Raw genomic sequence first — 26574 nt, 5'->3', positions numbered from 1 at the left:
GGGAGTCTTCCAAGGGCTCCGAAGGGGGTTCGGCGGACGGGGCGGGCATCGTGCGGGAGACTCGCGGAATCACCGGGAACCGGCCGGGGATCCGCGAGAGCGCCCGGAGCGGAGAGGTGCTCTCCGTGCGACGAACTCGCAGGCGGTTCCGGGCCCGGCGGCCTTTTCCCGTGGGAGGCGCTCCCCGGGACGATCCCGAAGACAGTTCTTCGGGGCCGTATCCGGAGAACGGCCCCGAAGAACCGGCGAACCGTCCGGTCCGGGCGGGTCAGGCGGGTGGGTCAGGCGGAGAAGACGCGGTCGACGAGTCTCGCCGTCGCCTTGCCGTCGTCGCGGGGGACGTAGGTGCGCTGGAAGAGGTCGTACTTCTCGGCGTGGGCGGCGGCCACCTCGTCGATCGACTTCAGGGCCTTGATGACCTCGGCCCCGGTGGACAGCAGCGGGCCGGGGGCCTCGGCGGCGAGGTCGAGGTAGATGCCCCGCTTGGACGAGTAGCGCTGCAGGTCGTAGGTGAAGAAGAGCATCGGCCTGCCGGTCGCGGCGAAGTCGAACATGACCGACGAGTAGTCCGTGATCAGCACGTCCGCGATCAACAACAGATCCGTGATATCCGGATATGTCGTGACGTCGCGGCCGAGGCCGGCACGCACGTTCGGTGCCGCCTGCATCGAGTGACCCCGGATCAGGAACTCGTGACCGGGACCGAGCACCCGGTGCGCCTCGGCCAGGTCCAGGCGGATCGAGGCGTTCTTGCGGTCGTAGTCGCGGTAGGTCGGCGCGTAGAGCACCACCTTGGCGCCCTCGGCGATGCCGAGCCGCGCGCGCACCGCCGCGGCCAGCGCGTCGCGGTCGGGGGCGACGAGCACGTCGTTGCGCGGGTAGCCGCTCTCCAGGACCTCGCCCTGGTAGCCGAACGCCTTGCGCATGACGCGGGTCGCCCAGGGACTCTGGGAGACCAGCAGGTCCCAGCCGCGCACCTCGACGGCCTGCCGGTGCCAGGCCGGCGGCTTGGGGTCGCGGGACATGTGCGGCAGGTCGTTGCCCAGGCGCTTGACCGGGGTGCCGTGCCAGGTCTGCACCACCACCTGGTCCTCGCGGGACCGGAACCACGGCGGCAGGAAACCGTTGGTCACCACGTAGCGCGAACGGGCGAGTGCCGCGTAGTGCTCGCGGCTGCCCGCGCGCACCACGGTCGGCCCCTCGCCCGTGCCGAAACCGAGCCTGTCGGGGCCCGGCGGCACGAAGGCGCCGTCCTTGACCACCCAGATGTGCTCGCCGGTGTCGCCGCGCCGCACGCGCTCCTCGTACACCGCGCGGACGCTGCCCTCGTACTGCCGCCCGTCGTAGGCGACGTAGACGGTCGCGTCGTTCAGCTCGCGGGTCCGCTCGGCGGGGTAGAAGTGCCGGCGCAGGGCGTACAGGCCGCCCGCGCCCTTCTCGTCGTCGGGAAGGTGCTCGGCGACGGAGAGCACGGGGATGTCGAAGCGGGTGGAGATCAGGCGGTATTCGCGACCGTCACGGATCTTCGTCTCCTCGTCCAGCCCGTCGAGGATGGCGTGGTCGACGCGGAACGGGACGATCTGCCCGGCCGCGTCGCGCACCGCCATGCTCCAGGTGCCGCTGTTCAGCGGGGCCGTGTCGCCGAAACGGGGCATCGCGGCGGGCGCGAGCCTCACCGTGAAGCGGGAGTCCTCGCGCTCCAGGGGGATCGCGTGGATCAGCCCGCTGCGGTGCTTGAGGGTGAGCGCTGCCTCACCGGAACCCGGGTAGGAGCCCTCCAGGGTGAGCACACCCCCCTCGTCCCAGGTCGCGGCGGTGACGACCGGGCGGATCCGGTGCGCGGAGACGCTCACGCGGTCGCGCCGGTCGCGCAGCACGGTGATCTCCCGGTCACCGACGACCGTACGGCTCTCCTGGGCCTTGCCGATCATGACGGAGGCCGCGGGGTCGCCCTTGGGCTCGATCCAGAGCCTGCCGCCGTCGCGTTCCTGCAGCAGGGAGGCCGTCGCGAGCGGCACGACGACGGTGGTGCCGCCCTCACCGGGGGTGAAGTCGGCGGCGATCCGGTGGCCGTCCAGGCGGGCCTGTCCCCTGTTGACCTCCTTGCCCGGCAGGAAGACCTCGACCTCCAGGCGCTCACCGACCAGCCGCACGCCGACCAGCTCGGCCCGGGTGGGCTGCAGCACGATCTGGAGGGCACGGTCGGAGGTCCAGACAGGACGGATCCACCAGCCCTTGCCGAGGTCCAGGCCCGCGGGACGCTCGGTGCGGCCGGTGGAGGGGCCACGCAGCAGACCGCCCGCGCGGGCGCCACGGCTCCAGATCACGATCTCGGCGCGCCAGGTGGTGGTGTCCTGGACGGTCTCGCGGCGGCGCAGCAGGCGCTTGCCGCCGCGCACCACGGCCCGCACGGCCGAACGCCAGCGCAGCGGCCACGGGCTCATCTCGGCGGTGAAACCGGACCAGTCGTAGTTGCAGCCCGCCTCCTCCGCCCCGTGGGTCGCCTCGGGGTGGAAGACCCTGCGGGTGCGAAGCCGCACCGGCGGCAGCCAGCGCGGGCCGCGCAGCACCACGGTGGCCCGGTTGAAGCGGCGGCTGCGCACGGACAGTCCGGCCAGGTAGGCGTGCCCGCTGACATGCAGACGGCCACCCGACCAGGAGATGTCCTCGATCTGGGTGACCGGGATGAGGTCGGCCGCCCGCAGGCGGTACAGGGCCTCGGGCAGCTCGTCCTGGAGCGGCAGGTCGGCGTACCACCTGAGGCTCTTGCGGACGCGTCTGGACGGTTCGGCCGCGGCGGTGACGAGCTTTTGCAGCGCGTCGCCGTCGGCGAGCTCGTCGATCTCCCGGTGCTCGATCAGGTGGAAGGCGATCCTGCGGGCGACCGGAAGGTCACGCTTGACCTTCGGGTCGACGCCGGTGACGTACGGCTTCAGGAGCGTGACGAACTCGCGGCGCTTGGCGGCTCCTCGTTTGGCCGCGATCTCCAGCCTGGACCCCAGGGGGCCGGCCAGCGCGTCGGCGTCGAAACGGCGTCGCTCGACCGGTTTCAGTCCGTCTGCCAGCACCGCTTCCATGATCGAGTCGAGTGGTTCTCCCCGGTCGCAGAGATCCTGGACAGCCCGCAGGCGATCGGCGACGGGGTCGCCGCCGGCTCGTGCGGGAGTGGCACCGGTCGCCATGGAGAAGGCACCGCCTTTCGGACAGAGCGCTGTCCTAGGCCATGTTAGTGCGCCACAGCAGGGCCGGTTACGCGGTAATTTACGGGCTTGAAGGATTTACAGGCATTTGTAATCTAGCCGGTTTCCCGCTCGGCCCCTTCGTACCGTCTACGGTTTCCCGTCCCATCTGGCCGCCCGCATGTCGGCGCGCGTACCCCTCAGCGGGGTCCGCTCCTCGCGCCAGCTCACCAGGCACCGCTGCTCGTGACCGGGCGGCGGGGTGCCGTCGGCGTGCACGACGCGCCACCAGGGCACGCCCCCGCCCCATGTGGACATCACCCTGCCGACCTGGCGCGGACCTCCCTCGCCGAGATACTCGGCGATGTCGCCGTAGGACATCACCATCCCCGGCGGGATGCGCTCGACCAGGTCGAGCACCCGCTCGGCGTACGGGGTGGGGTGGCCTACTGGCTCCATACGGTCGGTCCGGCGGAGAGGATCTCGTCGAGCTTGCCGAACTCGTAGGCCGCGGAGCCGTTCAGCTGCTCCACCAGGCCACCGCGGATCGCGTAGGACTCGCCGTCCTCACCGACGAGCCGCGCCCCCAGGAGGGCGGACACCCGCGCCAGCTGGGCCACCTGCCAGTCGGATCCGGGCGTGCCGGAAAGCCGACCGTCCCATACCGCTATGGCATGGACCGCACCATTGTGACGGGCCAGGATCTCTCCCGACTCCTGTGAACCTCTGAATTCGAACCCCGCCTGCCCCAGCACAGTCGCGAGTTCCGCGAAGGCGAGAGGCGCAGGGCGCTCCACGCGCAACTCGTACCCCATAAGGCGCGAGACTATCGAACCTTCCAGGTATTCCGGGTATGAATCCCGACATCTGGGCTGCCGCATCCGAACGGTGTCCAAAACGCGTTCGAATCGCAGTCGAATCGCCGTCGAACACGGTTACCTCCGCGATCTCCCGCGCCGGATCGGCTCGGGGGCCGCCATCACCTGCCCTCCCCTGCCGGAGTGCCGGTTGAGCATCACCACGGCCCCCGCGAACGCGAGCAGGCCGGCCACGAGGCCCGTGCCGTACAGCCAGAGGCGCACGGGCTCCGGGCCCGGCCTGCTGGGCTCGGTGGGCAGGGTGCCGTCACCGAAGTGCTTGCCCTCGGGAACCGGAACCTCCTTCGCGCCGGCCACGAGGCGGCCCGCCGCCTCCAGGGCGGCCGCGGCGTCGACGACGCCGAACCCGACGTGGTCGTCGTAGCCGTTACGGGGTCGGGACGTGGCCGTGGAGGTGAGGGCCTGCGACACCATTTGCGGCGATATATCCGGATATTTTGCTTTTATTAGGGCGGCGACGCCGGCCACCAGCGCGGTCGCCGAACTGGTCCCCTCAGAAGACCCGTACTCCCCACCGGGAACGACCACCGGAACATTGACGCCCGGCGCCGAGACCAGGACCGAGAGGTTGTCACTGCTGAACGTCGCCGGCCTGCCCAGATCGTCCACCGCGCCCACCCCGATCACCCCGGAGTATCCGGCGGGGAAGTTCCAGAAGGAGGTGGCCTTGTCCATGGCGTACTGGGAATCCCCGTCGTTGCCCACGGCCGCGACGAGCACCACGCCCCTGGACAGCGCGTAGGAGACCGCCTCCCGCTCGCTCCTGTGCGGCCCGTAGGCGCCCAGCGACATGCTCACGACCTTGGCCCCGTGGTCGGCGGCGTAGCGGATCGCGCGGGCGAGAGGGCTGTCCGCGCGCGAGCGCAGGTCCTCGGGCGGCGCGGAGGAGCCGTCCTCCGGCCGCTCCTCGACGATCAGCGGCAACGAGAGGATGCTCGCCTCGGGCGCGACGCCGAGCAGGCCCTCCTCCCCCTTGCCGGCCCCGGCGATGAGCGAGGCCATCGCGGTGCCGTGCCGCCCGGCGTCCGGTGCGTCCCTGTCGAATTGGACCGACCCCATGTCCGGCCCGGAGATCACCCGCCCCCGCAGCTCGGCGACCTGGTCGTCCACCCCGCTGTCGACCAGGGCCACGATGACGCCCGCGCCCCTGGTGACCTTCCACGCCTCCCCGGCGTTGAGCATCTCCAGCACCCAGCGCTGGTCCTCTCGGACGTCCGCGGCCCCCCCGGGCTGTACGGAAACAGACGGTGCCGACACCGGCGAGGCGGCCGACACCGGCCCGGCGAGCGCCGGACCCGCCACGCAGAACGTGGCCAGCACTCCCGCCGCCCAGAACCGGCGCCGCCTCAGCACACGTTCCCCTGGGTGCACTGGGGCACGGCGCTCGGCTCGTCGCCGAGGGCACGGGCGATGCGCCCGGCGACCGCCTGGGCCGCGGGCCACAGCTCGCTGTGCAGGATCTCCTCGGGGGCGACCGCAGCCCGGGTGCGCCCGTCGGTGTAACCGGCGGTGGAGAAGACGATGTAGGGACCGACGCCCACCCAGGCGTTGCGCTGGCGTTGCGCGGCCCCGAACAGCTCGGTCGCCGTGCCGGGGAAGGCCACGGGACGCACCCCCACCCGGTCGTCCACGCCCAGCTGCGCGGTCGCGGCGAGCCTCCGCTCCTCGTTGTCGAGCACGGCGATGCCCACGGTGAAGACGAACGAGGACGTCTGGTCGACGTAGGTGGCCCGCAGCAGGGTGCGGCAGCCGTATTCGGAGAGCACCGATCCCACCGGCGCGTCCGTTCCCGCCGCGCAGGCCACCTCGGGGGCGAGACCGACCCTGCGGGCGTACTGCTGGACCCTGCCGAGGCCGATGTACTGCAACTCGACGGGGAAGACCAGGTCGGCGGTCCAGGTGTACCAGCGCCTGGCGATGTCGTCCTGGATGTAGCGGGCCTGCTCGGCGGCGGTCAGCGGGCGTGAGCTCGTCTCGCGCACCAGCCCGACCGTGCCGGTCAGCACGTTGGTGGCGGCGATGGCGAGGATCATGCCCACCAGGATCAGGAAGATCGTACGGAAGTGGATGCCCTGCTCCAGGGTCGCCAGCTCGGCCCGCCTGACCGCCTCGCGGTCGCGGCCCGCCGCGGGCCAGGACCGCACCCGGGCCCGCCGGGCGGACGCACCGGGCGCGGGCGCTCGCCGACCCCGGCCGCCTCCGGCGCCGCCGGTGCCGCCCACCCGTGAACCGGACGGCGGCCAGCCGCCGCGCGCGCGGGGGGCGGGAGTCCCCAGGGGCCGCTCCGGCTCCCGGGACCGCCCTTGCTGCGACATACTTCCGATGCTACGTCGAAGGACCTCTCCGCCCTATCGGTGGAGTGTATTTTCGCGGCGCTCTCCCGCCCGGACGTCCACGGTCAGGCCGGAGGTTCACGGCCAGGGGGCCGTGAACGGGTCCCGCACGGGTTCCTCGACGATCTCCGACGAGCGCGTACGGCCGATGCACACGGCGAGCACGATCAGGGAGACGACCGCGCCGAGTCCGGCGGCCACGGCCACCCCGCCGTACAGGGTGATCCGGTCCCGGTCGCGGTGGACGATCCGCACGGGCTCGACCGCCCTGCCCAGCGGGCGGGCGGGGTCGTGCCCACCGGCGCCCCCGGCCCCCTCGGCGGTGAGGGTGTGCCGGGAGATCCTGGCGGCGGCGGCGAGTGCCCGGGTGGCGTTGACGACGCCGAAGCCCGTATCGGTGTCGTAGCCGCCGGTGGGCCGCCGGGTGGCTCCCGCGGTGATCGCCTGCACGACCAGCACGGGCGACATATCTGGATATTTTGCCTTAATGAGGGCGGCGACGCCCGACACCAGGGCGGTCGCCTGCGAGGTGCCCCGGCCGACCCAGTACTCGTCCCCCGGCCCGGCGCCGAGGATGTCCACCCCCGGCGCGGCCACCAGGACCGAGGGGTTCCGGTTGGAGAACGAGGCCCGGCGCAGCCCGCGGTCCGTCGCGGCGACCGAGACCACCCCGGGGAAGGCCGCCGGGTAGGAGTAGGGGGCGTGACCTCTCGCGTCCGGCTTCTCCGCGCCCTCGTTGCCCGCCGCCGCGACGAGCACGACCCCCTTGGAGATCGCGTACCGGATCGCCGACCGCTCCTCCCTGGTCGCCAGCTCCTTGGAGATCGACATGTTGATCACGTCGGCGCCGCGGTCCACCGCGTGCCTGATGCCTCTGGCCACCACGTTCTCGTAGCGCTCGGCGGTGTTGAACTCCCGGAAACCGGGCTCCTCGTCCTCCAGGATGACCCGTACGGAGAGCACCTTCGCGCGGGGCGCGACGCCGATCACCCCGTCGCCGCCACCGGGACCGTGCCCGTGTCCGGCGATCAGCGACGCCATGTACGTGCCGTGCAGCCTCAGGGGTTCCACCCCCGGAGGGTTGGCCCCGGTCGTGAAGTCCTTGCCCTCGATCACCGAGCCGACGAGATCCCGGTGGTCGCGGTCCACCCCCGAGTCGAGGACGGCCACGATCACCCCGCTGCCCTCGGAGATCTGCCAGGCCGCGGGCAGGTCAAGGGTTCGCAGCACCTCCCGCTGGCTGTCCCTGACGTCGTCGGCCCGCGCGACCGGTGCCGGAACCAGGACCACCGGCACCGCCAGGGCCGCCAGCACCACCGGCGTCGCCCGCGTCACCGCGCTTCTCAGCGCTCTCAGCGTCCTCGGTGCCCTCGGCGACACCAGAAGTCTCAGCGCCACCAGCACGGTGAGCACCGGATGAACCCCCACGGACGGCCCGGCGGCGGGCGGACGCCTCGGCGTGGTCAGCATCGCCATTCCGTGGAGGCGCAGTCGGGGTGGGCGGGCATGGACAGCTTGGCGAGAATGCGGTCGGCGATGTCCCCGGTGAACGCGAACAGGGTCGGCCGCTGCTCACCGACCGCCCTCGCCGGCCGGCCGTCGGTCTGCCCGACCGTGGCCATCACCAGGTACGGGCCCGCCTGCCGGGCGAGGCCCGCCTGGCGCCCCGCAGAGACGAACCTGTCGGTGACGGTGCCGGGGAAGGCGAGCGCCCTCAACCCCGGCGAGGGCCTGCCACTCCTGGGCAGTGCCGCCCTCGCCGTGGTGGCGCCGATCTCGTCCGCGAAGGCCGCGACGCCGACGGTGACGACGATCCCCTGGAGCGCGTCGATGTAGGTGGCCCGCAGGATGCCCAGGCAACCGGCCCGTCGCAGCACCTTGCGCAGCGGGGCGTCGACCGCCCTGTCACAGCGGGTCTCCGGCGAGATGCCCACCCGGCGGGCCTTCTCCTCGCCGCCCTGCTCGGGGGCGTAGGTGACGGTCTCGGGGAAGACACGCCCGGCGGGCCAGGCCTGCCAGCGCCTGGCCACCTCGTCGAGGACAGCCCGGTCGAGCTCCGCCTGGGTCGGCCCCCGGGTGAGCTCCGTCGCCGCGGCACTGCTCGCCACCCCGGCCACGATCGCGCAGAACATCGTGAGGGCCGAGGCCACGACCAGCGTCGGCCATGAACGCCGCCGCTGACGTGGGACTTCATGCACGCCCTCGACCTTAATGCGGCGAGGCGGGTGTCATCCGCCGTTCCGTCCAGATCCGTCAGTGTGGAGAGCACTTGGTGACCCCGACGGAACCCCTGGAACCACTGCGGACCGCCTGAACGGCGAGCGCCCCGCGGAGCGCGTGCTCCACGGGGCGTCGGACATACCGGACACGAGCCTCAGTAGGTGGGCAGGCTCGGGTCGACCGTCTTGATCCAGCTGAGCACGCCGCCGCCCACGTGGACGGCGTCGGAGAAGCCGGCGCTCTTGACGACCGCGAGCACCTCGGCGGAGCGGGCACCCGACTTGCAGTGCAGGACGATCTTCTTGTCCTGCGGGAGCCGCTCCAGCGCGGAGCCGTTGAGGAACTCTCCCTTGGGGATGAGCACGGCGCCGGGGATGGACACGATCTCGTACTCGTTCGGCTCGCGGACGTCGATCACGTAGATGCTCTCGCCCTGGTCCTGCCAGGACTTGAGCTCGGCGGCGGTGATCGTGGAGCCGGAGGCGGCCTCCTGCGCCTCCTCGGAGACCGCGCCGCAGAACGCCTCGTAGTCGTCGAGGAGCTGGGTGACCGTCGGGTTCTTGCCGCAGAGCACGCACTCGGGGTCCTTGCGGACCTTGACCGAGCGGTAGTTCATCTCCAGGGCGTCGTAGATCATCAGACGGCCGACCAGCGGCTCCCCGATGCCCGCGAGGAGCTTGATCGCCTCGTTGACCTGGATGGAGCCGATCGACGCGCACAGCACGCCGAGCACGCCGCCCTCGGCGCACGAGGGGACCATGCCGGGCGGCGGGGGCTCGGGGTAGAGGCAGCGGTAGCAGGGGCCGTGCTCGGCCCAGAAGACGCTGGCCTGGCCGTCGAAGCGGTAGATCGAACCCCAGACGTACGGCTTGCCGAGGAGAACGGCCGCGTCGTTGACCATGTAACGGGTGGCGAAGTTGTCGGTGCCGTCCACGATGAGGTCGTAGGCGGCGAAGATCTCCATCACGTTGTCCGTGGTGAGCACCTCGTTGTGGACGACCACGTTGACCAGCGGGTTGATCTCCCTGACGCTGTCGGCGGCGCTCTCCGCCTTGGGGCGGCCGATGTCGGACTGGCCGTGGATGACCTGCCGCTGCAGGTTGGACTCATCGACCACGTCGAAGTCGATGACGCCGAGCGTGCCCACTCCCGCCGCCGCGAGATAGAGCAGCGCCGGAGAACCCAGGCCTCCGGCGCCCACGCAGAGCACCTTGGCGTTCTTCAGACGCTTCTGCCCGGCCATGCCCACGTCCGGGATGATCAGGTGGCGCGAGTAACGGCGCACCTCGTCGACGGTCAGCTCGGCTGCCGGCTCTACCAGCGGTGGCAACGACACAGTTCTGCTCCCGTTTCAGGGGTCCTTGATGCGGCTGGCGCAGCACGCTCCACTCACAACCTAACCCGGTGCCCCCGTCATTCCCCAACCGGTGTGAGACGCGTCTCGGCGATGAGGAGCCTCGCCTCCCGGGCCACCCGCTCGGGGAACTCCATCTGGGCCACGTGCCCGGCGTCGGGCAGCAGCACCAGCCGCACGCGCGGGAACGTCCGGACCGCGCGAGCGGCCATCCGGGGGTTGACGAGGCGGTCGTGGCGGCCGTGGACGACCAGCGTGGGCGCGCTCACCTGGGCCGCCTGCCGCCACAGGTTCGTCTCCCCGCGCCTGAAGTACTCGGCGACGATGCCCCGGGCCGAGTTGATCATCGCCTCCACCGCGTACGGGAGGCCGTCCCTGCGGCGCAGCTCCTCGGCCGCCTCCCTGAGCCGCTCAGGGTGGATCCGCCCGGTGTCGGCGTAACACAGGGCGAGCGTCGCGCCGAGCCTGCGCTCGGCGGGTAAGAGGGTGAGCCTGCTCGCGGCCCACTCGCCGATGCGGGGCACGGTGGACAGCGCGACCCGAGCCGGAGCGTACCTGGGCAGGAGGTCGGGCAGGGCCGGCGAGATCAGGGTGAGCGATCGGACCAGGTCGGGGCGGGTGGCCGCGACCCGCACCGAGACGGCACCGCCCAGGGAGTTTCCGAACAGGTGTACGGGAGCGCTGGAGAGCCGCTCGATCAGGGCCGCGACGGTCCTGGCGTGGGCGTCGACGGAGTAGTCGGCGCCCGGCGGCGCGGGCGAGTATCCGGCGCCGGGCAGGTCGAGGGCGTGGCCTGTCACCGTCTCGGACAGCTCGTCCATCAGATCGGTCCAGTTGGTCGCCGAGCCTGCGAGACCGTGCACGTAGACGGCGGTCTCGGAGGGCCCACGGGGTGTCGACCGCACGTGGACCCGCTGTTCGCCGAGGTCGATCATCTCACCCGGCCAGATGGGGATCGGGTTGTTCACCACTCGCCTCCTGTCGTCCCACTGCCCTTCCACGATAGTTCGGCCCCCGAGATGCCGGGAGACAGCCTCCGGTTACCACGAAAGACGCATAACGCATTTTTCGCTAAATGTCTTTTATTACACGATTTATCATCATTAATTCGCTGGCGTTTCACCCGCGCCCGCGACCCCCGAGGGGCATGTCGGCGGACGAACCTCCTCTCCACATCTCACCACCAAAGAACAAAAGCGACATTAGAGACATTTCATTTCAAAATCACTAATAAGAGTCCAACACATGCCATAAATAGATAAGAGCAGTGCAAAGCCCTTTGATTCCTGTTTCTAGCCAGACATGGGCGGAAATCACGACAAGCAGGGATGGCTCACAGTCAGCCACCTTTGGCAATTCCGATTTATCCGGAAAATGTCAGAAATCGGGGTAATCGATCCTTTCAAGGGGGAAACGCATGCCCAAGTACAAGAGTGTCCTCGCAGGACTCGCGATCAGCACGGCACTGACCGGCGGAGTCGTCGGCCTGGGTGCGGCGACCACCGCCACGAGCGCCGGCGCGATGACCACCACGATCACCGCCGCCGCCTTTCCGACCTGCGGCGGCGGCTGCGGCTGGCGTCGCGGTTGCGGCCGCTGCTGCGGCCGCCGCTGCTGTGGCGGCGGTTGGCGCCACCACCGTCGCCACAGCCGGATCAAGGTGATCATCAACAACCACAACAACAACGAGAACTACCTGCGCAATGAAAACCGCAACGGTCTTCTTCGCCCCCTGACCTTCGGCGACGACGACGAGTAGTCACCGGCCCGGGGTCGCGTACCCACAGGGGGCGTGGCACCGGCGGAGGACAGGATCACTCACGTCCCGATCCGCGATTTCCCGCGGTTTCGAGACCGTGACGGAGAGACAGGACCCCGCGTTCGTCGCGGCCGTGCTTCTCACCCAGGGGAACGGGCCGAACGACGACGGCGGAAACCTGAGGAGAGGTCTACAGGCGCCTGACTCTCACCACAGTGCGAGTTCTCATCTCACGAAGTGACAGCGAGGCCCCGCGGTTTCCGGACCGCGGGGCCTTCTCGCGTCCTTCACGACCTCCCGCGCCCCGCCTTTCCCGCCGTCGCCCGGCATCTTCCCCGGACCGTGAACCTCTCTCACCACCTCGGCACCCGCGCTCAGGGACGGCACCGGCTCGCCCTTCGGAGACATTCCACCCCCTCACTCCGTCCCCCCAAAGAACAAATCGGACATTAAATGCATTTCATTTCAAAACGACCAATAAGCATCCAACATCGACGATAAATAGCTAAGAGGATCGCAAAAGCCTTCGATCTCCGTTTGTCAGCAGACATGCGAGGAAACTATGACAACCAGGGATGGCTCATCACCGGCCATCCCTGACAATTTCCGGCTTATACGGGAAAAGTCAAAAACGGGGATACTTAGTCCTTACAAGGGGGAAACGCAATGCCCAAGTTCAAGAGTGTCATGGCAGGGCTCGCGATCAGCACCGCGCTGGCCGGCGGGATCGTCACCATGGGCGCGGCGACCACTGTCATGAGCGCCAACGCGATGACCACCACGGTCACCGCCGCCGCCTTCCCGACCTGTGGCGGCGGCTGCGAGCGTCGCTGCTGCTGCGGTGGTGGCCACTGCCACCGGCACCACAGCCGCAAGCGCTTCAGGCTGATCATCAACAACCACAACAACAACGACAACGAGCTGTTCAACGACAACCGCAACGACCGCATCGTGCCGCTGATCGGCACGGGCGCCGCCGGTTAGTCCTCGGAGCGAAGCCGCATCCCCCGACCGGGGCGCGGCACGTTCGGAGAACAAAATCGCTCACGGCGGGATCCACGATTTCCCGTGGTTTCCAGGCCGTGACAACGGAGAGACAGGACCCCGCGCTCGCCGCGACCGTGCTCCTCACCCAGGGGAACCGGCCGAACGACGACAGTGGGACCCCGAGGAGAGATCCGCGGGTGCCTGATCCTCACCACAGTGCGAATTCTCATCTCACGAAGTGACAGCGAGGCCCCGCGGTTTCCACACCGCGGGGCCTTCGTCATTCATGTCCGTTCCCGGCACACCGCCACCCCCTCCCCTCCCCTCCGCCGCTGCCGGCGCCGGAGCGCGGCACCGACGCCCGTTCGGCCCATCGGCGGATCGACCCCTCCGGGGACGCTCGATCAAGACGCCGGGCCCCAGGGCCGCGCGATGACACTCTCGACGGACGCGAACCGCACCGTCCCATTCTCGGCGACACCGGATCTCCTTTCCTCCCCGAAGAACAAATCCGACATTAAATACATTTCGCTTTAAAGCGACCAATAAGCATCCAACATCGACGATAAATAGCTAAGAGTAGGGTAAAAGCCTTCGATCTTCGTTTGTCAGCAGACATACGAGGAAACTATGACAAGCAGGGATGGCCCATCACCGGCTATCTCTAACCATCTCTGGCAATTACCGACTCACACGGTAAATGCCAAAAATTGGTAAATCGATCCTTTCAAGGGGGAAACGCAATGCCCGAGTTCAAGAGTGTTCTCGCAGGGCTCGCGATCAGCACGGCCCTGGCCGGCGGAGTCGTCGCCATGGGCGCGGCGACCACCGTCACCAGCGCCAACGCGATGACCACCGCGGTCACCGCCGGCACCTTCACGACCTGGTGGGGCGGCGGCGGCTGCTGCCGCAACCGGGACTACCGTCGCACCCACCACCGCTTCCGTCTGACGCTCAACAACGACAGCTGCAACCGGAACCGTCTGCACAACAAGACCCGCTCCGACCGCCTCGTGCCTCTTCATGAGGAAGACCACACCCCGCCTCGCCCTCCGGGCCCTCCGGAGGGCCCGGTTGCCGCGTCCTGATCCCCGCCTGACACGGGATCGGAACACGAGGCACAACGGCTGGAACCGCTTTTCGCAGCGGCTCGGAAACCGTTACCGAGAAGTAGGAATCCCGTGTTCACCAGGATCGCGTTCGCCCACTCGGGGACATCGGCCCGGACGGTGAGCATGGAAAGCCGGGGATGACCTCCTCGGGATTTCGACTCTCAACACAGTGCGAATTCTCATTTCTCACGAATCACCGGCGAGGGCTCTGCGGTTTTCCAGCCGCGGAGCCCTCGTCCTGTGTTGTCCGGCGGATTGTCCGAAGCCCGCCGCACGACCCTCCGCACCACCTCCGCCCCCCTCTCCCGTCCCTCTGCATCCCCCCGCTCCCCTGTTTCCCTGAAGGCCACGGCCCTCCCTCGCGTCTCAGACGGCACGGCACTCCCTTGGACGGCCGAGCGCGGCCCTCCCCTCCGACACCTCACCTCGGCCCGGATGCCGCGCACACGTTCCGCCGAACCCCGCCGATGCCATGGACGACGCCATGGGCGGCCCGAGGCCGCGTCCTTCTCGGCACTCGGCACCCGAGGTCGTACGCTGGGCGATGTCCGACGTTTACCGGAACCGGGCGAGGAGAGGGAGCTTGCCGAAGCCCGGATGACGACAGGGGATGTCTGAAATGAACGCGTGGGACGACAGATCACACGGGGAAACGGCCGACGACCTTCCCGAGGAGCTCTCCGTCGAGACGCCCGCGGCCGACGCCGCCGAGCAGCACAGGCCGGTCCGGGAGAACGGCTCGGAGACGCCCACCGACCTCCCGCTGGAGGTGGATCCCGCCGACGCCGCCGAGCAGAGCCGCGCGACGCGCGAGGAAGAGCCGCGGTGGCCCGACTCCGTCCCCCTGGAGGCCGATCCGGCGGACGCCTACGAGCAGCGACGCACCGTCGAGCTCGACGAGGACGACTATCGCTGACCCGGGTTACCCACGCGTAGGATGGCCCCAGACGCCAGGAGCTTGACACGAGGAGACCACGTGACCGCTACCCCGGACGCCAAGCCCCGGGGCACCCGGCTGCCCCGAACAGCTCGCCGCCGCCAGCTGCTCAGCGCGGCACAGGAGGTGTTCGTGGAGAACGGCTACCACGCGGCCGCGATGGACGAGATCGCCGAGCGGGCGGGGGTGAGCAAGCCGGTTCTCTACCAGCACTTCCCCGGCAAGCAGGAGCTCTATCTGGCCCTGCTCGACCTGCACGTGGACGACATGATCGCCCGTTGTCGCGACGCCCTCGCCTCCACCACGGACAACAAGCAGCGCGTCCAGGCCGCGATCGGCGCCTTCTTCGACTTCGTCTCCACCCAGGGGGAGGCGTTCCGGCTGGTCTTCGAGTCGGACCTGCGCAACGTCGCCCCGGTCCGCCAGCGCATGGAGCGCAACCTCCGGGAGAGCGCCGAGATGATCAGTCAGGTCATCCAGGAGGACACCGGCTGCTCCAGCGACGAGGCGCGCCTGCTGGGCGTCGGGCTCGTCGGCATGGCCGAGGTCAGCGCCCGTTACTGGATCAGCAGCAACGGCTCCATTCCCAAGGACGCGGCCACCCAGCTCATCGCCCGCCTGTCGTGGCGCGGCATCTCCGGCTTCCCGCGCACCGTCGCCGACCACTGAGATCCCGGTGCCGACGGCGCTCCGGGCCGCGGCCCGGTTGTTCGCTCGCCGCGATCAGCTGTTCGCTTCGCGCGATCAACCGGCGCGTCGTGCCTTCGTTGGGGACACCATGGGGCGAGCAACCCTCATCGAAAAGGGAGCACGATGGAAATCAAGATCGGCGTACGTTCCGTGCACCGTGAACTCGTAGTGGAAACCGACCTCACGGCCGAGCAGCTTGAGGGCGAGGTCAGCGCCGCCCTGTCGTCCAGCAGCGGTGTCCTCACCATCACCGACGTCAACGGCCGAAAGATCATCGTCCCGGTCGCCTCACTCGGCTTCATCGAGATCGGCGAGGAGCAGGCGCGTCCCGTCGGCTTCGGCGGCACGCTCTGACGGATTCCGGGCTCGCGCCGGGTCGTCGTCCCTCGCCGGCATGGCGCGGTCCGCGGATCCGGTGCGAGCGCGCCGCCGGAGCCGGCGGGAGGGGCGCCCCGCTCGGGCACACCCGTTGGCAGGGCGGTTGCCCGGAGAGCACCCCGCTCCCGGCTGCTCCCGGCTGCCGTGACCACAGGTGCCGAAGCCTCAGGTGCCCGAGCACTCGTCCCGCTCGCCGAACCCGCAGCAGCGCGGGCGTCTGACGCGGCGCAGATGCTCCCGCCCCCGGCTCACCGCCGGGCAGCCCGCACCTCCCCTGCGCAGCACGGGACGCGAAGTCCAGCGGTTCGGCCCACATCTCGTCAAGGAACTGCCATAGCGGCGCGAGGCCCTCATGTCTCGCACGCTACAGCTGTTCGCCGCCTCACGTGTCGTGATCCGCCGACCGGCTTCCCCTCTCCGCCACCGGCGAACAGGCTCGGAGGCGATCGAAGGCCCCGGGCCCGGCACGTGCGGGAAGCCCGTCAGGGACCCGGGGTGAGCCCCAGGGCGGCCATCCGCCGGCCGTGCTTCTCGCTCAGCCGGGAGAACATCCGGCTGATGTCCTCTCCCACCGCCTCCACCAGCAGGGCCGCGAGCTCCGGTCTGGCCGCGGCCACGTGCTGCCCCTGGCTCAGTGCCTCTCCCACCATCCGCCTCGCCCACAGCGCGAGCCGTCCCGCCTGCTTGGGATCCTCGGAGAGCGCCGCGCGGACCCGCTCGACGGCGAACTGCGACCGTCCCTCGTCCGTGAGGACCTCGTCGACGAGCTCCCGCGTCTCGTCGTCCACACCGACGGCCGCCTCGCGGTAGAAGTCGAGCGCGATCCCGGTGCCGACGTACGCCTTGACCAGGGCCTCCAGCCAGTCTCCCGGGAAGGTCTGGGCGTGCCAGTCGTCCAGCGGCCCAGTGAACGGCGCCATCGCCTCCTCGGGGTCCACGCCCAGGGAGGTGAGCCGGTCGCGGAGCAACTCGAAGTGCGCGTATTCCGCCGCCGCGAGGCCGCCGAGGGCGGCCTGATCGGTCAGCGAGGGGGCGTACCTGGTGGCGTCCTCGGCGAGCCTGAGGAACGCGGTCAGCTCGGCGTAGGCGAGGACGCCGAGCAGGTCGGAGACGCCGGGAGGGGAATCGCTCATGGAGGCAGCCTACGAGTTCGGCGGCCTCACGATTCACCGGGAATACGAAGAAATCGGTTCTCCGTTGTGGTATCGAGTACACTGCTCTGTGAAAGTGCGACCGCACCGTGTTAATCCGGGATATCCACGCCCGGACGCCCCCAAAAGTCGGCGTGACGCCGCAGCGGTCGCTGATGACATGAGAGGGCTGGACCTTCCGCGAGGACCCGGCACGGGGACACGTTTTCTGCCCGTGGTCCCGGCAGGCCTGCCTTCAACGGAGATTTAGGCAGGCCAAGCTGACGACGTTCCGAGACCTCGGAGTCACCCCAGAGATCGCCGATGCCCTTGAGACCGAGGGCATCATCGCGCCGTTCCCGATCCAGGAAATGGCACTCCCCCTGGCCCTCAACGGCCAGGACATCATCGGCCAGGCGCGCACCGGCACCGGCAAGACCTACGCCTTCGGCGTGGCGATGCTGCAGCGGGTCGGCAAGCCGAGGAAGAACCGCAAGAAGCCCCGCGGGCTGGTCGTCGTACCGACCCGCGAGCTCGCCGTCCAGGTCACCGAGGACCTCGTGACGGCGGCCGGCAAGCTCGGCTCGCGGATCCTCACCGTGTACGGCGGGCGCGCCTACGAACCCCAGATCGAGGCGCTCAAGCAGGGCGTCGACGTCATCGTCGGCACCCCGGGCCGCCTGCTCGACCTGGTCAAGCAGAAGCACCTCGACCTCAGCCAGATCGGGACCCTCGTCCTGGACGAGGCCGACCGGATGCTCGACCTGGGCTTCCTGCCCGACATCGAGCGCATCATCAAGCTCATCCCGGCGGAGCGGCAGACGATGCTGTTCTCCGCGACCCTGCCGGGCGAGATCGTCGCCCTGTCCAGGCGTTACCTCACCCGCCCCACCCACGTGCGGGCGGAGAACAACGACGCCGAGGCCGAGGCGACCCCGCAGACGACCCAGTTCGTCTGGCGGACGCACCGGATGGACAAGATCGAGATCGTCGGCCGCCTGCTGCAGTGCGAGGGCCGCGGTCTCACCATGATCTTCTGCGAGACCAAGCGCGCCTGCGACATGGTCGTCGAGCAGCTCAAGGAGCGTGGCTTCGCCGCCGCGGCCGTCCACGGCGACCTCGGCCAGGGCCAGCGTGAGCAGGCCCTGCGGGCCTTCCGCAACGGCAAGATCGACGTGCTGGTCGCGACCGACGTCGCGGCGCGCGGCATCGACGTCGACGACGTCACCCACGTCGTCAACTACGACTGCCCGCAGGACGAGAAGGCGTACGTCCACCGGATCGGCCGCACCGGCCGGGCCGGCAAGACGGGCGTCGCGGTGACCTTCGTCGAGTGGGAGGACCTCACTCGCTGGAAGGTCATCAACAACGCGCTCTCGCTCCCCTTCCCCGAGCCGGTCGAGACCTACTCGACCTCCCCGCACGTCTTCAGCGACCTGGGCATCCCCGAGGGCACCAAGGGCGTGCTGCCGCGCGCCAACCGCTCCCGGGCGGGTCTGGCCGCCGAGGAGGTCGAGGACCTCGGCGAGACGGGGCGCATCCGCTCCCGTCCATCCCGCAAGGGACGCGAGGACGATCGCGAGGAGCGTCGCGAGCGTCCCGCGCGCACGTCCCGCGAACGCCGTCGCACCCGTGGCGGCCGTAGCGGCGGGGAGGTTTCCGCGCCGGTCGCGGACGAAGGACTCCAGTCCCCTGTCGTCGAGATCGCCGAGGTGGAGGCGGATGTGGCAGCCCGCAGGGACATCCGTGACGAGCAGCCCGAGGCCGCGCCCCGCAGGGGCAGGGCCCGCAAGGCGGGGCTGAACCCCGAGGTGAGCCTCACCGGCACGTCCGAGGCTCCGGTTCACCCCGAGCCCGTCGCGGAGGAGCCGGTTCGCCGGCAGCGCCGCGCCCGCCGCGAGCAGGTGGCGGACGTCCCCGCGGCTCCGCAGACCCCTTCGGCCCCGCCTCGGGCCGACGAGCGGGTCGCGGCGTTCGCGGAGCCCAGAGAGGACGACATCGTGGCGGAGCGCTGGGACGACGAGCCCGTGGCCGAGGCTCCCGCGCCCCGGCCTCAGCCCGAGAAGATCATTCCTCCGAGCCCGTTCTCGGTGATCTTCAAGTCCCCGGACCTGGCGTCGGACGATGACGAGATCGCCCCCTCGGCGGCCTCGGAACGCGTGCAGAGCCGCCGCCGGCCGCCGGTACGCAACGGTCAGCAGCGAGGATCGCGTCGCCCCAACTAGCAAGTACCACCATGAAAAGGGGCGCGACCATATCGGTAGCGCCCCTTTTCACGCTCCCGGCCCCTCGCGGACGCACGGAGCGCAGTCACCAAGAGAGGTATCGTGGGGCCACGTGAGTACGCCGCGTTTTCTGACCCTGCCTCCTGGCGTCCGCTCTCGCCAGATCGAGACGGCGGTGGGCTCCTTCGCCGTACTGGAGGCCCTGCCCGTCAGCGGCATCCCGGAGCGATGGCCCGCCCTGCTGGTGCCCGGCCTGACCGGCAGCAAGGAAGACTTCATCGCGGTCCTGCAGACTCTCGCGCAGTCGGGTCGCCAGGTCGTCGCGATCGACATGCGCGGCCAGTTCGAGACGAACGGCCCTGACGACAGGAGCGCCTACACCCGCGCCGCGCTCGGCAACGACGTCGACGTCCTGGCCCAGGTGATCGGCCACGGGGGTCCGATCCACCTGGTGGGCCACTCGTTCGGCGGCCTGGTCACCCGGGAGGCGGTCATCGACGGCCGCACCCGGTTCGTGTCCTACACGCTCATGAGCTCCGGGCCGGCCGCGATCGTCGGGCCCCGCGAGCGCGCGGGCCGCTTCATGATCTCGGAGCTGCCCGAAGTCGGTCTCGAACACCTGTGGCACACCCGGCTGGAGCCCGACGCCCTCGCCTCCGGGGTGTCCGACGAGATCATCGCCTTCCTGCGCAAGCGGCTGTTCGCCAACTCGACCGTCGGCATGCTCACGATGACCAACGAGGTGCTCACCGCGCCCGACCGGTGCGACGAGCTCACCCAGGTCGAGGTCGACACCCTGGTCCTGTACGGCGAGCACGACGACGGCTGGCCGCCGCGCATGCAGGCGGAGATGGCCCGCCGCCTGGACGCCGAGTGCGTGGTCGTCCCCGGCGCGGCCCACTCTCCCGCGGTGGAGGCACCGGAGACCACGGCCGCCGCCCTCATCCGCTTCTGGAACGCCGCCGAGAGCCGTCTCAGGAGCTGACCCCGCCAGGTGCCCGGCGGGTGGCGTCGGGTCGTCGCGTGACCGCCTTCGAACGGCGTCCCGGGTGAGCGGGTGCCGCCCCGGCGAAGGCGCGCGACGTCGAGCCCTGTTGTTCGGGCGCGGGGCCGGTGAGACGGCCCTCGCCTTCAGCGCGGGGGATCCCTCGGCTTCAGAGCGGGGGGATGCCGTCGCCAAGTCCTCGCCATCAGTCGGAGAGGGCCGCCCAGGGCTCGCGCTCGGTGCCCGCGGCCTGCCCCTCGGGACAGTGGCGGCGGAAGTCGCACCAGGAGCACAGGGGTCCCGTACGGGGTGGGAAGGCCGCGTCGATCTCGGGGGGCACGACGGGCGGGGCCTGGTCGCCGCCGCGCGCCTTCGCCGGGGCGGCTCCCTTGGGCCGGGCCGTGGCCGACCACTCCTTGTAGCGCTCGTCGGCGCCGGACGCCTCGACGGCGATCTCCTCGGCGTGGCCCAGGTGGCGGGCGAGCGACTCGTCGGTGTGCTCCCACTCCACGATCGAGGCGGTCGGCAGGTGGTGGAGCTCGACCCGGTGGCAGGGGCGGCGCATCATCCGGGATGAGGCGATGGCGTAGACCGCCAGCGCGAGCGAGGAGCGGGCGTCGTCGGCGGTGAGCGGGCGTCTGCCGGTCTTGTAGTCGACCACGACCAGCTCCTCGCCGCGCCGGTCGAGCCGGTCCACCCGGCCGGAGAGCGCGACGACGGAGGTGCGTGTGGCGACCGTACGTTCGACGCCGACCGGCTCGGCGGAGGGGTCGAGGCTCGCCACGTATCCGCTGACCATCTCCCTGGCCCGATCCCGCCAGGTCCGCGACTGCTCCGCGTCGCGGAACCCCTCGTTGATCCATCCCCTGGTGAGCAGGCTTCCCGCGACCTCGGGCGTACGCCGCTCGGGCGGCTCACGCCACCAGGCGGCGAGGGCGTTGTGGACGCTGGCGCCCACGCTGTTGTGCGCCCACGCCGGGCCCTTCCGCGGCGCGGGCCGGTCCAGGTAGGTGAACCGGTAGCGGCGGGGGCAGTCGAGCCAGTTGTTCAGCCGCGACGGCGTACAGGCGTAGAGCCGCCGCGGCATGCCCTCCAGGGGAAGCTGATCCATTTAGAGCTGTTCGTCCCGGAGGTTCAGCCGGATTCCCGCCGCGCGCGTGCCGTCGGTGAGCGGACCCTCCTCTTCCGGCGCCTCGGGGCCGCGGGTCAGCGATCCGGAGAGCCAGGCGTCGAACTGGGGCTCCAGGTCGCCGATGGTCGTCTCCTCCCCGTGCGCGGGCAGCACCCGGGTGCTGTGCGGCAGGGTGAACAGCCGCCCGCCGATCGCCGTCAGCTGGTCGGCCAGGGCGGGATACTCACCGCCGATCCTGCCGGGGCCGTCGGCCTGGAGGGTCTTGCCGGTGAAGACCGCGTCCAGGGCCTCGCAGTACAGCGAGACACCGCCCTGGGAGATGCCGGGGGTGGACATGACCTCCAACTGGACGCCGCCGACCTCGAACAGGCCCTCGTCCTCCATGTCGATGTCGGGCCAGGTGTCGGGCCAGGTCAGCCGCCACAGCGGCCGGTCCTTCGGGTGAAGGGCGACCACCGCCTCGTCCCTGGCCGCGACCTCGATGGCCGCGCCCACGTGGTCGGGCAGGCCGTGGGTGCAGATGATCGCCAGCACCTCCCGCTCGCCGACCTTCTCCAGGATCTTCTCCGCGTCGCGCGCGGCGTCGATGACGATGACATCCTCGTCGTCACCCAGGATCCACGTGTTGTTCTCGACCTTGTGCTCGACGCCGTCGACATCGACGACGCCCTCGGTCACCACTCGCTCGATACGCGCTGTCACGCTTCCGAACTTTACTGCCTACACCCGCCCTCCGGTTCGGACGGAACGGTCAAGGCTCCGAACAAAGGGGACGCGAGCGGGCGAGTGTCAGGGCGCCGGGACGTCCAGACGCGGGGAGAACGCCCCGAAGGGCAGGTCAAGGGCCTGGTCCTGGTCGCGCAGATCGCGCAGGGAGAGCTCGGCGAGGGTGATGAGGTAACCGGCCTCCGGGGGCCACACGACCGCCCAGAGCCAGTTTCCCAAGGCCTCACCGGCGTAGACGGCCCGGTCGGGGGCGGCGGTGACGCACCACAGGGAGCACGGATGGCCCCTGACGTCGATCTTGGCGTGCGGCGGGCCCTGGTCGAACCCGGTGCCGGGGTCGGTACCCTCCAGCCCCGCGAACGCCGCGCCGAGCCCCACCCCGGGCTCCTCCGCGATGATCAGCAGGTCGGCGGGACCGTAGGTCAGCGAGGGACCGGAGACCGCGACCACGGTGGCCCGCGTACCGCTGCGCTCGTCGCCCGCCTCGGCGAATCCCGTGACCAGCCACCCCGTGGGCAGCGGCCAGGGAACCCAGGCGGGGACGCGGGAGTCTCGGGTGACGGCCTCCACCGCGGCGGACGACGGAGGTCTGGGTGGCTGGAACGGCAGGACATCGCCGTGCGGACCGCATCTCCAGGAGCTTGACCAAGCACTCGGCGGACGAAGCGGGCCGAAACACCGTGGACAGACAGGGGCGGCTTTCACGCCTACCCACGCTGCTTCTTGTACGGGTCATCCGTCAAGAGGTTGGGGCGTTATCACAACGTAATCTTGTTCACGTGCGCGTAAATTGTGTTGGAGCGATCGTCCTCGACGGGTCGGGGCGGATGCTTCTGGTGCGTCGTGGCCACCCGCCGGGCGAAGGCCTGTGGTCCGTCCCCGGAGGGCGGGTCGAGTCCGGGGAGTCCGACTCCGAGGCGGTCGTGCGGGAGGTCCTTGAGGAGACCGGGCTCACGGTCGTTCCCGGACGTCTGGCCGGGACCGTCGACCGCCCCGGTCCCGGTGACACCGTCTACGAGATCCGCGACTACCTCGCCGAGGTCTCCGGCGGCACGCTCGCCGCGGGGGACGACGCCGCGGACGCCCGCTGGTTCACCCGCGAGGAGCTCTCGCGCCTCCCCCTCACCCCCGGCCTGCTGGACGCGCTGACCGAGTGGGCGGTCATCGCGCCAGGGTGAAGCGCCACGGGATCGCCGCGAGCGCCACGCGGCCCGGGAGCGCCGGGCGACACGGGAGCGGCGCGGGTGAGCGTGTGGCATCGTGGTTTCCCGTCATCGTGACGAGGTGGGCGCGGAGCGCCACAGGGTGAGGCGTTCCGCACCGTACGTGGTGGAGACTCCTGTCATCGTGACGAGGTGAGCGTGGAACGCCACAGGGTGAGGTGGTCCGCACTGTAGGTGGTGGAGCGGCCCAGGGCGACGACCTGGGCGCCGGAGACCGCCACCGCGCCGAGCCACTGGGTGCCCTCGCCGTCCAGGCTGCCCTGGCTGGGGGTGTGGCGCTGCCAGTTGAGGCCGTCCTCCGAGGTCCAGGCCGCGCTGTCGCCGGCCCCCGCCACCCCGTGCCAGCCGACGGCCACCACACCCTCGGGTGTCGCGGCGAGATCCTGGACGGCGGACGCCCGGTCCGTGGGGAACCAGGAGAACTCCCAGCTCGCCCCGTTGTCGTCGGAGACCGCGCCGAACGCCTTCCTGCCCTCCTCGGTCTGTGCCGTGCCCGCCGCGACGACGTACCCGCCGTACAGGACCACGTGCCGCAGGCCCGCGGACGTCGCCCCCGGCGGCAGGACCGGCTTGCGCGCGGTCCAGTTGACCCCGTCGGCCGACACCCACACCACGCCGGTCTCGCGCTCGGCCGTACCGGTGCCGCCGACGGCGACGTACCCGGACGAGGTCGCCGAGACGTCGTACAGCCGCACCCCCGTACCGCCCGCGGGAAGCTTGGACGCCCTGGAGAAGCGCTTGAGGTCGGCGGAGAACCACAGGACGGGCACGGTGGCGGCGGGGCCGCGGTCCTCGCCCGCCATGACGTAGCCGGACGGCCCCGCCGCCACCGCGTGCGGGGCGAGGAAGTCGTGGTCGCCCGCCGGCGCGAGGGGTCCGAGCACCGGCACCCTGCGCCAGCTCTCGCCGTCCGCGGAGGTGAACAGCAGGGGCTCGGTGGAGGAGGCGTCGGTCATCGTGCTGCCCGCCGCCAGCCAGCCCCGCCTGCCGTGCGCGACGTCGGCGAGCGCCTGTCGCCTCGGGCCGCCGAAGAGCCGCGCGGGGCCGCCCGGCTTCCAGGCTTCTCCGGCGGCGCTGCTCCAGATCCCGGCGTCGCCGGAGACGGTGCCCACCGCGACGAACCTGCCGTCCCCCGACGCCACCCTGGCCGTCTCGCGGGCGGCTCTGGCGAGGCCCTGGATGCCGCTCAGCGGGACCGGCCTCGCCTCGCCCCCCTTGGGCGCGGTGATGAGGACCACCCGGTTGTCCACGTCGGCGGCGCGTTCGTCGCCGCCGACGACGAGCGTGCCGGTGTCGGACAGCGCGAGCGCGCGCAGCGAGCCGGGCACCTCGCCGAGATCGGTGGTCTTGCTCCAGTCGCGGCCGTCCTCGCTGGTGTGGACGGTGTAGCGCTCGAAGCCGGACTCGACGACCGCGGCCACCCCCGCCGAGGAGGAGGCGAGGCGCTTGACACCCGTGCCCTCCTGCCCCAGGCCGGTGATGGCGCCGCAGGCCTTCCAGTCGGCACCCTCCTTGGAGCAGTAGACGCGTACCTCGCCCTTGTCGCTGCGCTGCTGGGTCGGTACGAGGACGAACCCGTCGCCGGCCACGGCCAGCGCGCCCGGCTCGGGGATGACGTCGTTGAGCGCGGCGCCGGTGCGCTGCCAGTTCCTGCCGCCGTCGGACGAGCGCAGGATGACCGAGGTGGACTGCCCCTGGGCCGGGTCCGCCAGCGCGACGACGGCGTCGCCCCTGGCGACCACCGCCTTCATGCCGCGCACCTTGTCCGGCATGCCGATCTCCCGGGTCTCCACCCGGTCCCAGGCGCGCCCGTCCGAGGAGACCCAGGCGACGGCCCCGGTGGTGCCGTCTTCCAGTACGGCGGCACCGACCGCGACGAAACCGGAGTCGGTCCTCGCCAGATCCATGATCTTGTCCCCGCGGGCGAAGGCGTCCAGCCCGCCGGGGTCGGCCGCGGTCCAGGCGTAGCCGTCGGAGCTGGTCCACAGGCCGTGCCCGCCGCCGAGAGGGTCGTTCCCGGCCGCCAGCCAGAGGCCGTCGCCGCCCGCCACCCGGCCCACCGTGGTCGGCCCCGTCTCGTACCCCTCCGGGCCGGTCACCTTGCCCAGCTGCCAGGTCGTGCCACCGTCGGGGGAGACGAGGAACAGCGGCCTGGGGACCGGGCTGGTGGTGTCGCTGCCGACCGCGACCATGACGGAACCCACCGAGGCCACCGCGTTCAGCACCTGGTTGGATCCGTTGCCGCCGACACCGGCCTGCGGCACGAAGTTGTCGTCGCCCGACGTCACCTCGTCACCGACCAGCCGGAGTCCGGCGGCGAACGGGCTGCTCACCCAGCCCCACAGGACCAGGCCGCCGCCGACCGCGACGGTGAGGACCAGAACCATCAGGAACGGGATCACCAGACCACGGCCGCGCCTGCGCCTGGTCGGGCTGGAACGGCGCACGGCGGAGGGCGCGGTGGCCGGGCGGTGGTGCCGCCCGCCGTTCGTCCCCCGCCTGCCCGGCGGGCCCTGCGCGACGAGCATGTCGGGCCTGGCGGGCCTGCCGCCCGGTGGGCGCCCCACTCTTCGTACGGGCTCGAAGTCGTCCTCGGCCGTCGCGGAGGGCCACTCGGGCTCGGGTTCGGGTTCGGACGCCGGCCCGGACGGCGCTCCGCGCTCGGGTCCGGGCTCCGGCGCCGGTTCCGGTGTCGCCGCGATGCTCGGCTCGACCCTGATCCGCTCCTCGGCGGAGGGCTGCGAGGACTCCTTTCTCCCGCTCCCTCCCGGTTCGCGGGGCGGCCCCGAGGCGACGAGGAGGTCGGGGCGATCCGCCCTTCTCCTCCTCCCGCGCTCTGGAGCCGGTCCTGAGGCGACGAGAAGGTCGGGACGGTCCGCCAGCCGCGGCCGCCCCTGATCGGGCGTGGCATGGCGTCCCTGCCCCGCTGACCGCTCCTCCTCGCCCGAGGGGTCGGCGGAGGTCTCCGGCGCGGGCGAGGGGCCCGAGGACTGGGAGGAGGGGCCGTAGGGGCGGGCGTACGGTCGGCGGCGCTCGCTCCCGAGTCCTTCGGGGCGGGCCTGCTGCGGCTCGCCGTCGTCCGGGGTCGGCGCGGCGAACGGCGGGAGCATCCACGGGGAGGCCATCGGACGCCCTCGCGTGCCGTCGTCCGAGGGGCCTGGCGGGGAGTGCTGGATCGTCGGCGGTGACGTCTGGGGCTCCTGGGACCTGCCTTCGTGTATAGCGTCGTCGTGCACGCCGTCGTCGTCCGCCGGCCACTCTTGCGAGCGCGGGTCGTGGGGGCCCGAGGCCACGCTCAGCACCTCCTTGCAGGAAGCCCATTCAGA

22 protein-coding genes and 1 pseudogene are annotated in these 26574 nt (G+C 70.8%); 9 read left to right on the top strand and 14 right to left on the bottom strand.

The genetic code is table 11. From position 1 onward, the window contains the following. Positions 1-281 precede the first annotated feature (281 nt). The 9 genes from AB0B96_RS15570 to AB0B96_RS15530 all read right to left on the bottom strand — a co-directional run bounded on the left by AB0B96_RS15570 (position 282) and on the right by AB0B96_RS15530 (position 10932). Positions 282-3182 carry a CDP-glycerol glycerophosphotransferase family protein gene (locus tag AB0B96_RS15570; protein ID WP_362899110.1) on the bottom strand — a complete coding sequence of 967 codons (2901 nt, stop codon included), beginning with the start codon at positions 3180-3182 and terminating at the stop codon, positions 282-284. 147 nt (positions 3183-3329) lie between these two features. After that, on the bottom strand, positions 3330-3638 hold the full coding sequence (locus AB0B96_RS15565) for an MGMT family protein (protein ID WP_350947865.1): 309 nt from the start codon (positions 3636-3638) through the stop codon (positions 3330-3332). Further along, positions 3626-3976, bottom strand: coding sequence for a hypothetical protein (locus tag AB0B96_RS15560; protein ID WP_350947866.1), 351 nt, complete (start codon positions 3974-3976; stop codon positions 3626-3628). Before AB0B96_RS15560 ends, AB0B96_RS15565 begins: the two co-directional genes overlap by 13 nt. Before the next feature lie 138 nt (positions 3977-4114). Continuing rightward, on the bottom strand, positions 4115-5410 hold the full coding sequence (locus AB0B96_RS15555) for a S8 family serine peptidase (protein WP_362899107.1): 1296 nt from the start codon (positions 5408-5410) through the stop codon (positions 4115-4117). Then, positions 5404-6372 carry a hypothetical protein gene (locus tag AB0B96_RS15550; RefSeq protein ID WP_362899105.1) on the bottom strand — a complete coding sequence of 323 codons (969 nt, stop codon included), beginning with the start codon at positions 6370-6372 and terminating at the stop codon, positions 5404-5406. Before AB0B96_RS15550 ends, AB0B96_RS15555 begins: the two co-directional genes overlap by 7 nt. Positions 6373-6468: 96 nt before the next feature. Beyond that, on the bottom strand, positions 6469-7860 hold the full coding sequence (locus AB0B96_RS15545; RefSeq protein ID WP_362899103.1) for a S8 family serine peptidase: 1392 nt from the start codon (positions 7858-7860) through the stop codon (positions 6469-6471). Continuing rightward, positions 7854-8588 carry a hypothetical protein gene (locus tag AB0B96_RS15540; RefSeq protein ID WP_362899101.1) on the bottom strand — a complete coding sequence of 245 codons (735 nt, stop codon included), beginning with the start codon at positions 8586-8588 and terminating at the stop codon, positions 7854-7856. The genes AB0B96_RS15545 and AB0B96_RS15540 overlap by 7 nt, the downstream gene beginning before the upstream one ends. Before the next feature lie 176 nt (positions 8589-8764). Continuing rightward, positions 8765-9946, bottom strand: a complete 1182-nt coding sequence (moeZ, locus tag AB0B96_RS15535) for an adenylyltransferase/sulfurtransferase MoeZ (protein ID WP_350947871.1) — start codon at positions 9944-9946, stop codon at positions 8765-8767. A gap of 77 nt (positions 9947-10023) precedes the next feature. Next, positions 10024-10932: an alpha/beta hydrolase gene (locus AB0B96_RS15530; RefSeq protein ID WP_362899099.1), complete on the bottom strand. Its 909-nt coding sequence runs from the start codon at positions 10930-10932 to the stop codon at positions 10024-10026. A gap of 449 nt (positions 10933-11381) precedes the next feature. On the opposite strand from AB0B96_RS15530, the gene AB0B96_RS15525 reads away from it, so the two are divergent. The 6 genes from AB0B96_RS15525 to AB0B96_RS15500 all read left to right on the top strand — a co-directional run bounded on the left by AB0B96_RS15525 (position 11382) and on the right by AB0B96_RS15500 (position 15803). Next, entirely contained in the window at positions 11382-11723 is a 342-nt protein-coding gene (locus tag AB0B96_RS15525; RefSeq protein ID WP_362899097.1) for a hypothetical protein, read from the top strand. Between the two features lie 666 nt (positions 11724-12389). Next, positions 12390-12707 (top strand): hypothetical protein, encoded by a 318-nt coding sequence (locus tag AB0B96_RS15520; protein WP_350947874.1) that lies wholly within the window; start codon positions 12390-12392, stop codon positions 12705-12707. Positions 12708-13453: 746 nt separating this feature from the next. Continuing rightward, positions 13454-13798 carry a hypothetical protein gene (locus tag AB0B96_RS15515; RefSeq protein WP_362899095.1) on the top strand — a complete coding sequence of 115 codons (345 nt, stop codon included), beginning with the start codon at positions 13454-13456 and terminating at the stop codon, positions 13796-13798. A gap of 643 nt (positions 13799-14441) precedes the next feature. Continuing rightward, complete coding sequence (locus AB0B96_RS15510) at positions 14442-14738, top strand: hypothetical protein (protein ID WP_362899093.1); 297 nt, start codon at positions 14442-14444, stop codon at positions 14736-14738. Positions 14739-14798: 60 nt separating this feature from the next. Next, complete coding sequence (locus AB0B96_RS15505; protein WP_350947877.1) at positions 14799-15428, top strand: TetR/AcrR family transcriptional regulator; 630 nt, start codon at positions 14799-14801, stop codon at positions 15426-15428. A gap of 144 nt (positions 15429-15572) precedes the next feature. Beyond that, complete coding sequence (locus AB0B96_RS15500) at positions 15573-15803, top strand: DUF3107 domain-containing protein (protein ID WP_362899091.1); 231 nt, start codon at positions 15573-15575, stop codon at positions 15801-15803. A gap of 506 nt (positions 15804-16309) precedes the next feature. On the opposite strand, the gene AB0B96_RS15495 is transcribed toward AB0B96_RS15500, so the two are convergent. Continuing rightward, positions 16310-16960, bottom strand: coding sequence for a ferritin-like fold-containing protein (locus AB0B96_RS15495; protein WP_350947879.1), 651 nt, complete (start codon positions 16958-16960; stop codon positions 16310-16312). Between the two features lie 344 nt (positions 16961-17304). On the opposite strand from AB0B96_RS15495, the pseudogene AB0B96_RS15490 reads away from it, so the two are divergent. Continuing rightward, positions 17305-18603 (top strand): annotated as a pseudogene (locus AB0B96_RS15490) (DEAD/DEAH box helicase); the annotation flags it as partial. Between the two features lie 691 nt (positions 18604-19294). Continuing rightward, the gene (locus AB0B96_RS15485) at positions 19295-20167 is read left to right on the top strand and encodes an alpha/beta hydrolase (protein ID WP_350947881.1); all 873 of its coding nucleotides are present in this window, start codon (positions 19295-19297) and stop codon (positions 20165-20167) included. Positions 20168-20372: 205 nt separating this feature from the next. Here the strand turns inward: AB0B96_RS15485 and AB0B96_RS15480 are convergent, their stop codons facing one another. From AB0B96_RS15480 to AB0B96_RS15470, 3 genes are all read right to left on the bottom strand, one after another. Continuing rightward, a complete protein-coding gene (locus AB0B96_RS15480) occupies positions 20373-21278 on the bottom strand; it encodes a PD-(D/E)XK nuclease family protein (protein WP_362899088.1) in 906 nt (301 codons plus the stop codon). Further along, complete coding sequence (locus AB0B96_RS15475) at positions 21279-22001, bottom strand: MBL fold metallo-hydrolase (protein ID WP_350947883.1); 723 nt, start codon at positions 21999-22001, stop codon at positions 21279-21281. 87 nt (positions 22002-22088) lie between these two features. Further along, entirely contained in the window at positions 22089-22730 is a 642-nt protein-coding gene (locus AB0B96_RS15470; protein WP_362899085.1) for a DUF6758 family protein, read from the bottom strand. Positions 22731-22804: 74 nt separating this feature from the next. Here AB0B96_RS15470 and AB0B96_RS15465 point away from each other — a divergent pair, with 74 nt between their 5' ends. After that, on the top strand, positions 22805-23203 hold the full coding sequence (locus AB0B96_RS15465) for an NUDIX domain-containing protein (protein WP_362899083.1): 399 nt from the start codon (positions 22805-22807) through the stop codon (positions 23201-23203). Between the two features lie 164 nt (positions 23204-23367). Here AB0B96_RS15465 and AB0B96_RS15460 read toward each other — a convergent pair whose 3' ends face one another. Further along, entirely contained in the window at positions 23368-26541 is a 3174-nt protein-coding gene (locus tag AB0B96_RS15460; protein WP_362899081.1) for a hypothetical protein, read from the bottom strand. Positions 26542-26574 lie beyond the last annotated feature (33 nt).

The sequence above is a fragment of the Streptosporangium sp. NPDC049046 genome (genome assembly GCF_040649155.1).
GTDB lineage: Bacteria > Actinomycetota > Actinomycetes > Streptosporangiales > Streptosporangiaceae > Streptosporangium.
This window is presented reverse-complemented; position numbering and strand designations above follow the sequence as displayed.

Coding starts and splice junctions, on each gene's coding strand:
- AB0B96_RS15565 (WP_350947865.1), bottom strand. CDS start 3,638: ATGGAGCCAGTAGGCCACCCCACCCCGTACGCCGAGCGGGTGCTCGAC.
- AB0B96_RS15520 (WP_350947874.1), top strand. CDS start 12,390: ATGCCCAAGTTCAAGAGTGTCATGGCAGGGCTCGCGATCAGCACCGCG.
- AB0B96_RS15495 (WP_350947879.1), bottom strand. CDS start 16,960: ATGAGCGATTCCCCTCCCGGCGTCTCCGACCTGCTCGGCGTCCTCGCC.
- AB0B96_RS15515 (WP_362899095.1), top strand. CDS start 13,454: ATGCCCGAGTTCAAGAGTGTTCTCGCAGGGCTCGCGATCAGCACGGCC.
- AB0B96_RS15500 (WP_362899091.1), top strand. CDS start 15,573: ATGGAAATCAAGATCGGCGTACGTTCCGTGCACCGTGAACTCGTAGTG.
- AB0B96_RS15550 (WP_362899105.1), bottom strand. CDS start 6,372: ATGTCGCAGCAAGGGCGGTCCCGGGAGCCGGAGCGGCCCCTGGGGACT.
- AB0B96_RS15545 (WP_362899103.1), bottom strand. CDS start 7,860: ATGCTGACCACGCCGAGGCGTCCGCCCGCCGCCGGGCCGTCCGTGGGG.
- AB0B96_RS15510 (WP_362899093.1), top strand. CDS start 14,442: ATGAACGCGTGGGACGACAGATCACACGGGGAAACGGCCGACGACCTT.
- AB0B96_RS15480 (WP_362899088.1), bottom strand. CDS start 21,278: ATGGATCAGCTTCCCCTGGAGGGCATGCCGCGGCGGCTCTACGCCTGT.
- AB0B96_RS15570 (WP_362899110.1), bottom strand. CDS start 3,182: ATGGCGACCGGTGCCACTCCCGCACGAGCCGGCGGCGACCCCGTCGCC.
- AB0B96_RS15525 (WP_362899097.1), top strand. CDS start 11,382: ATGCCCAAGTACAAGAGTGTCCTCGCAGGACTCGCGATCAGCACGGCA.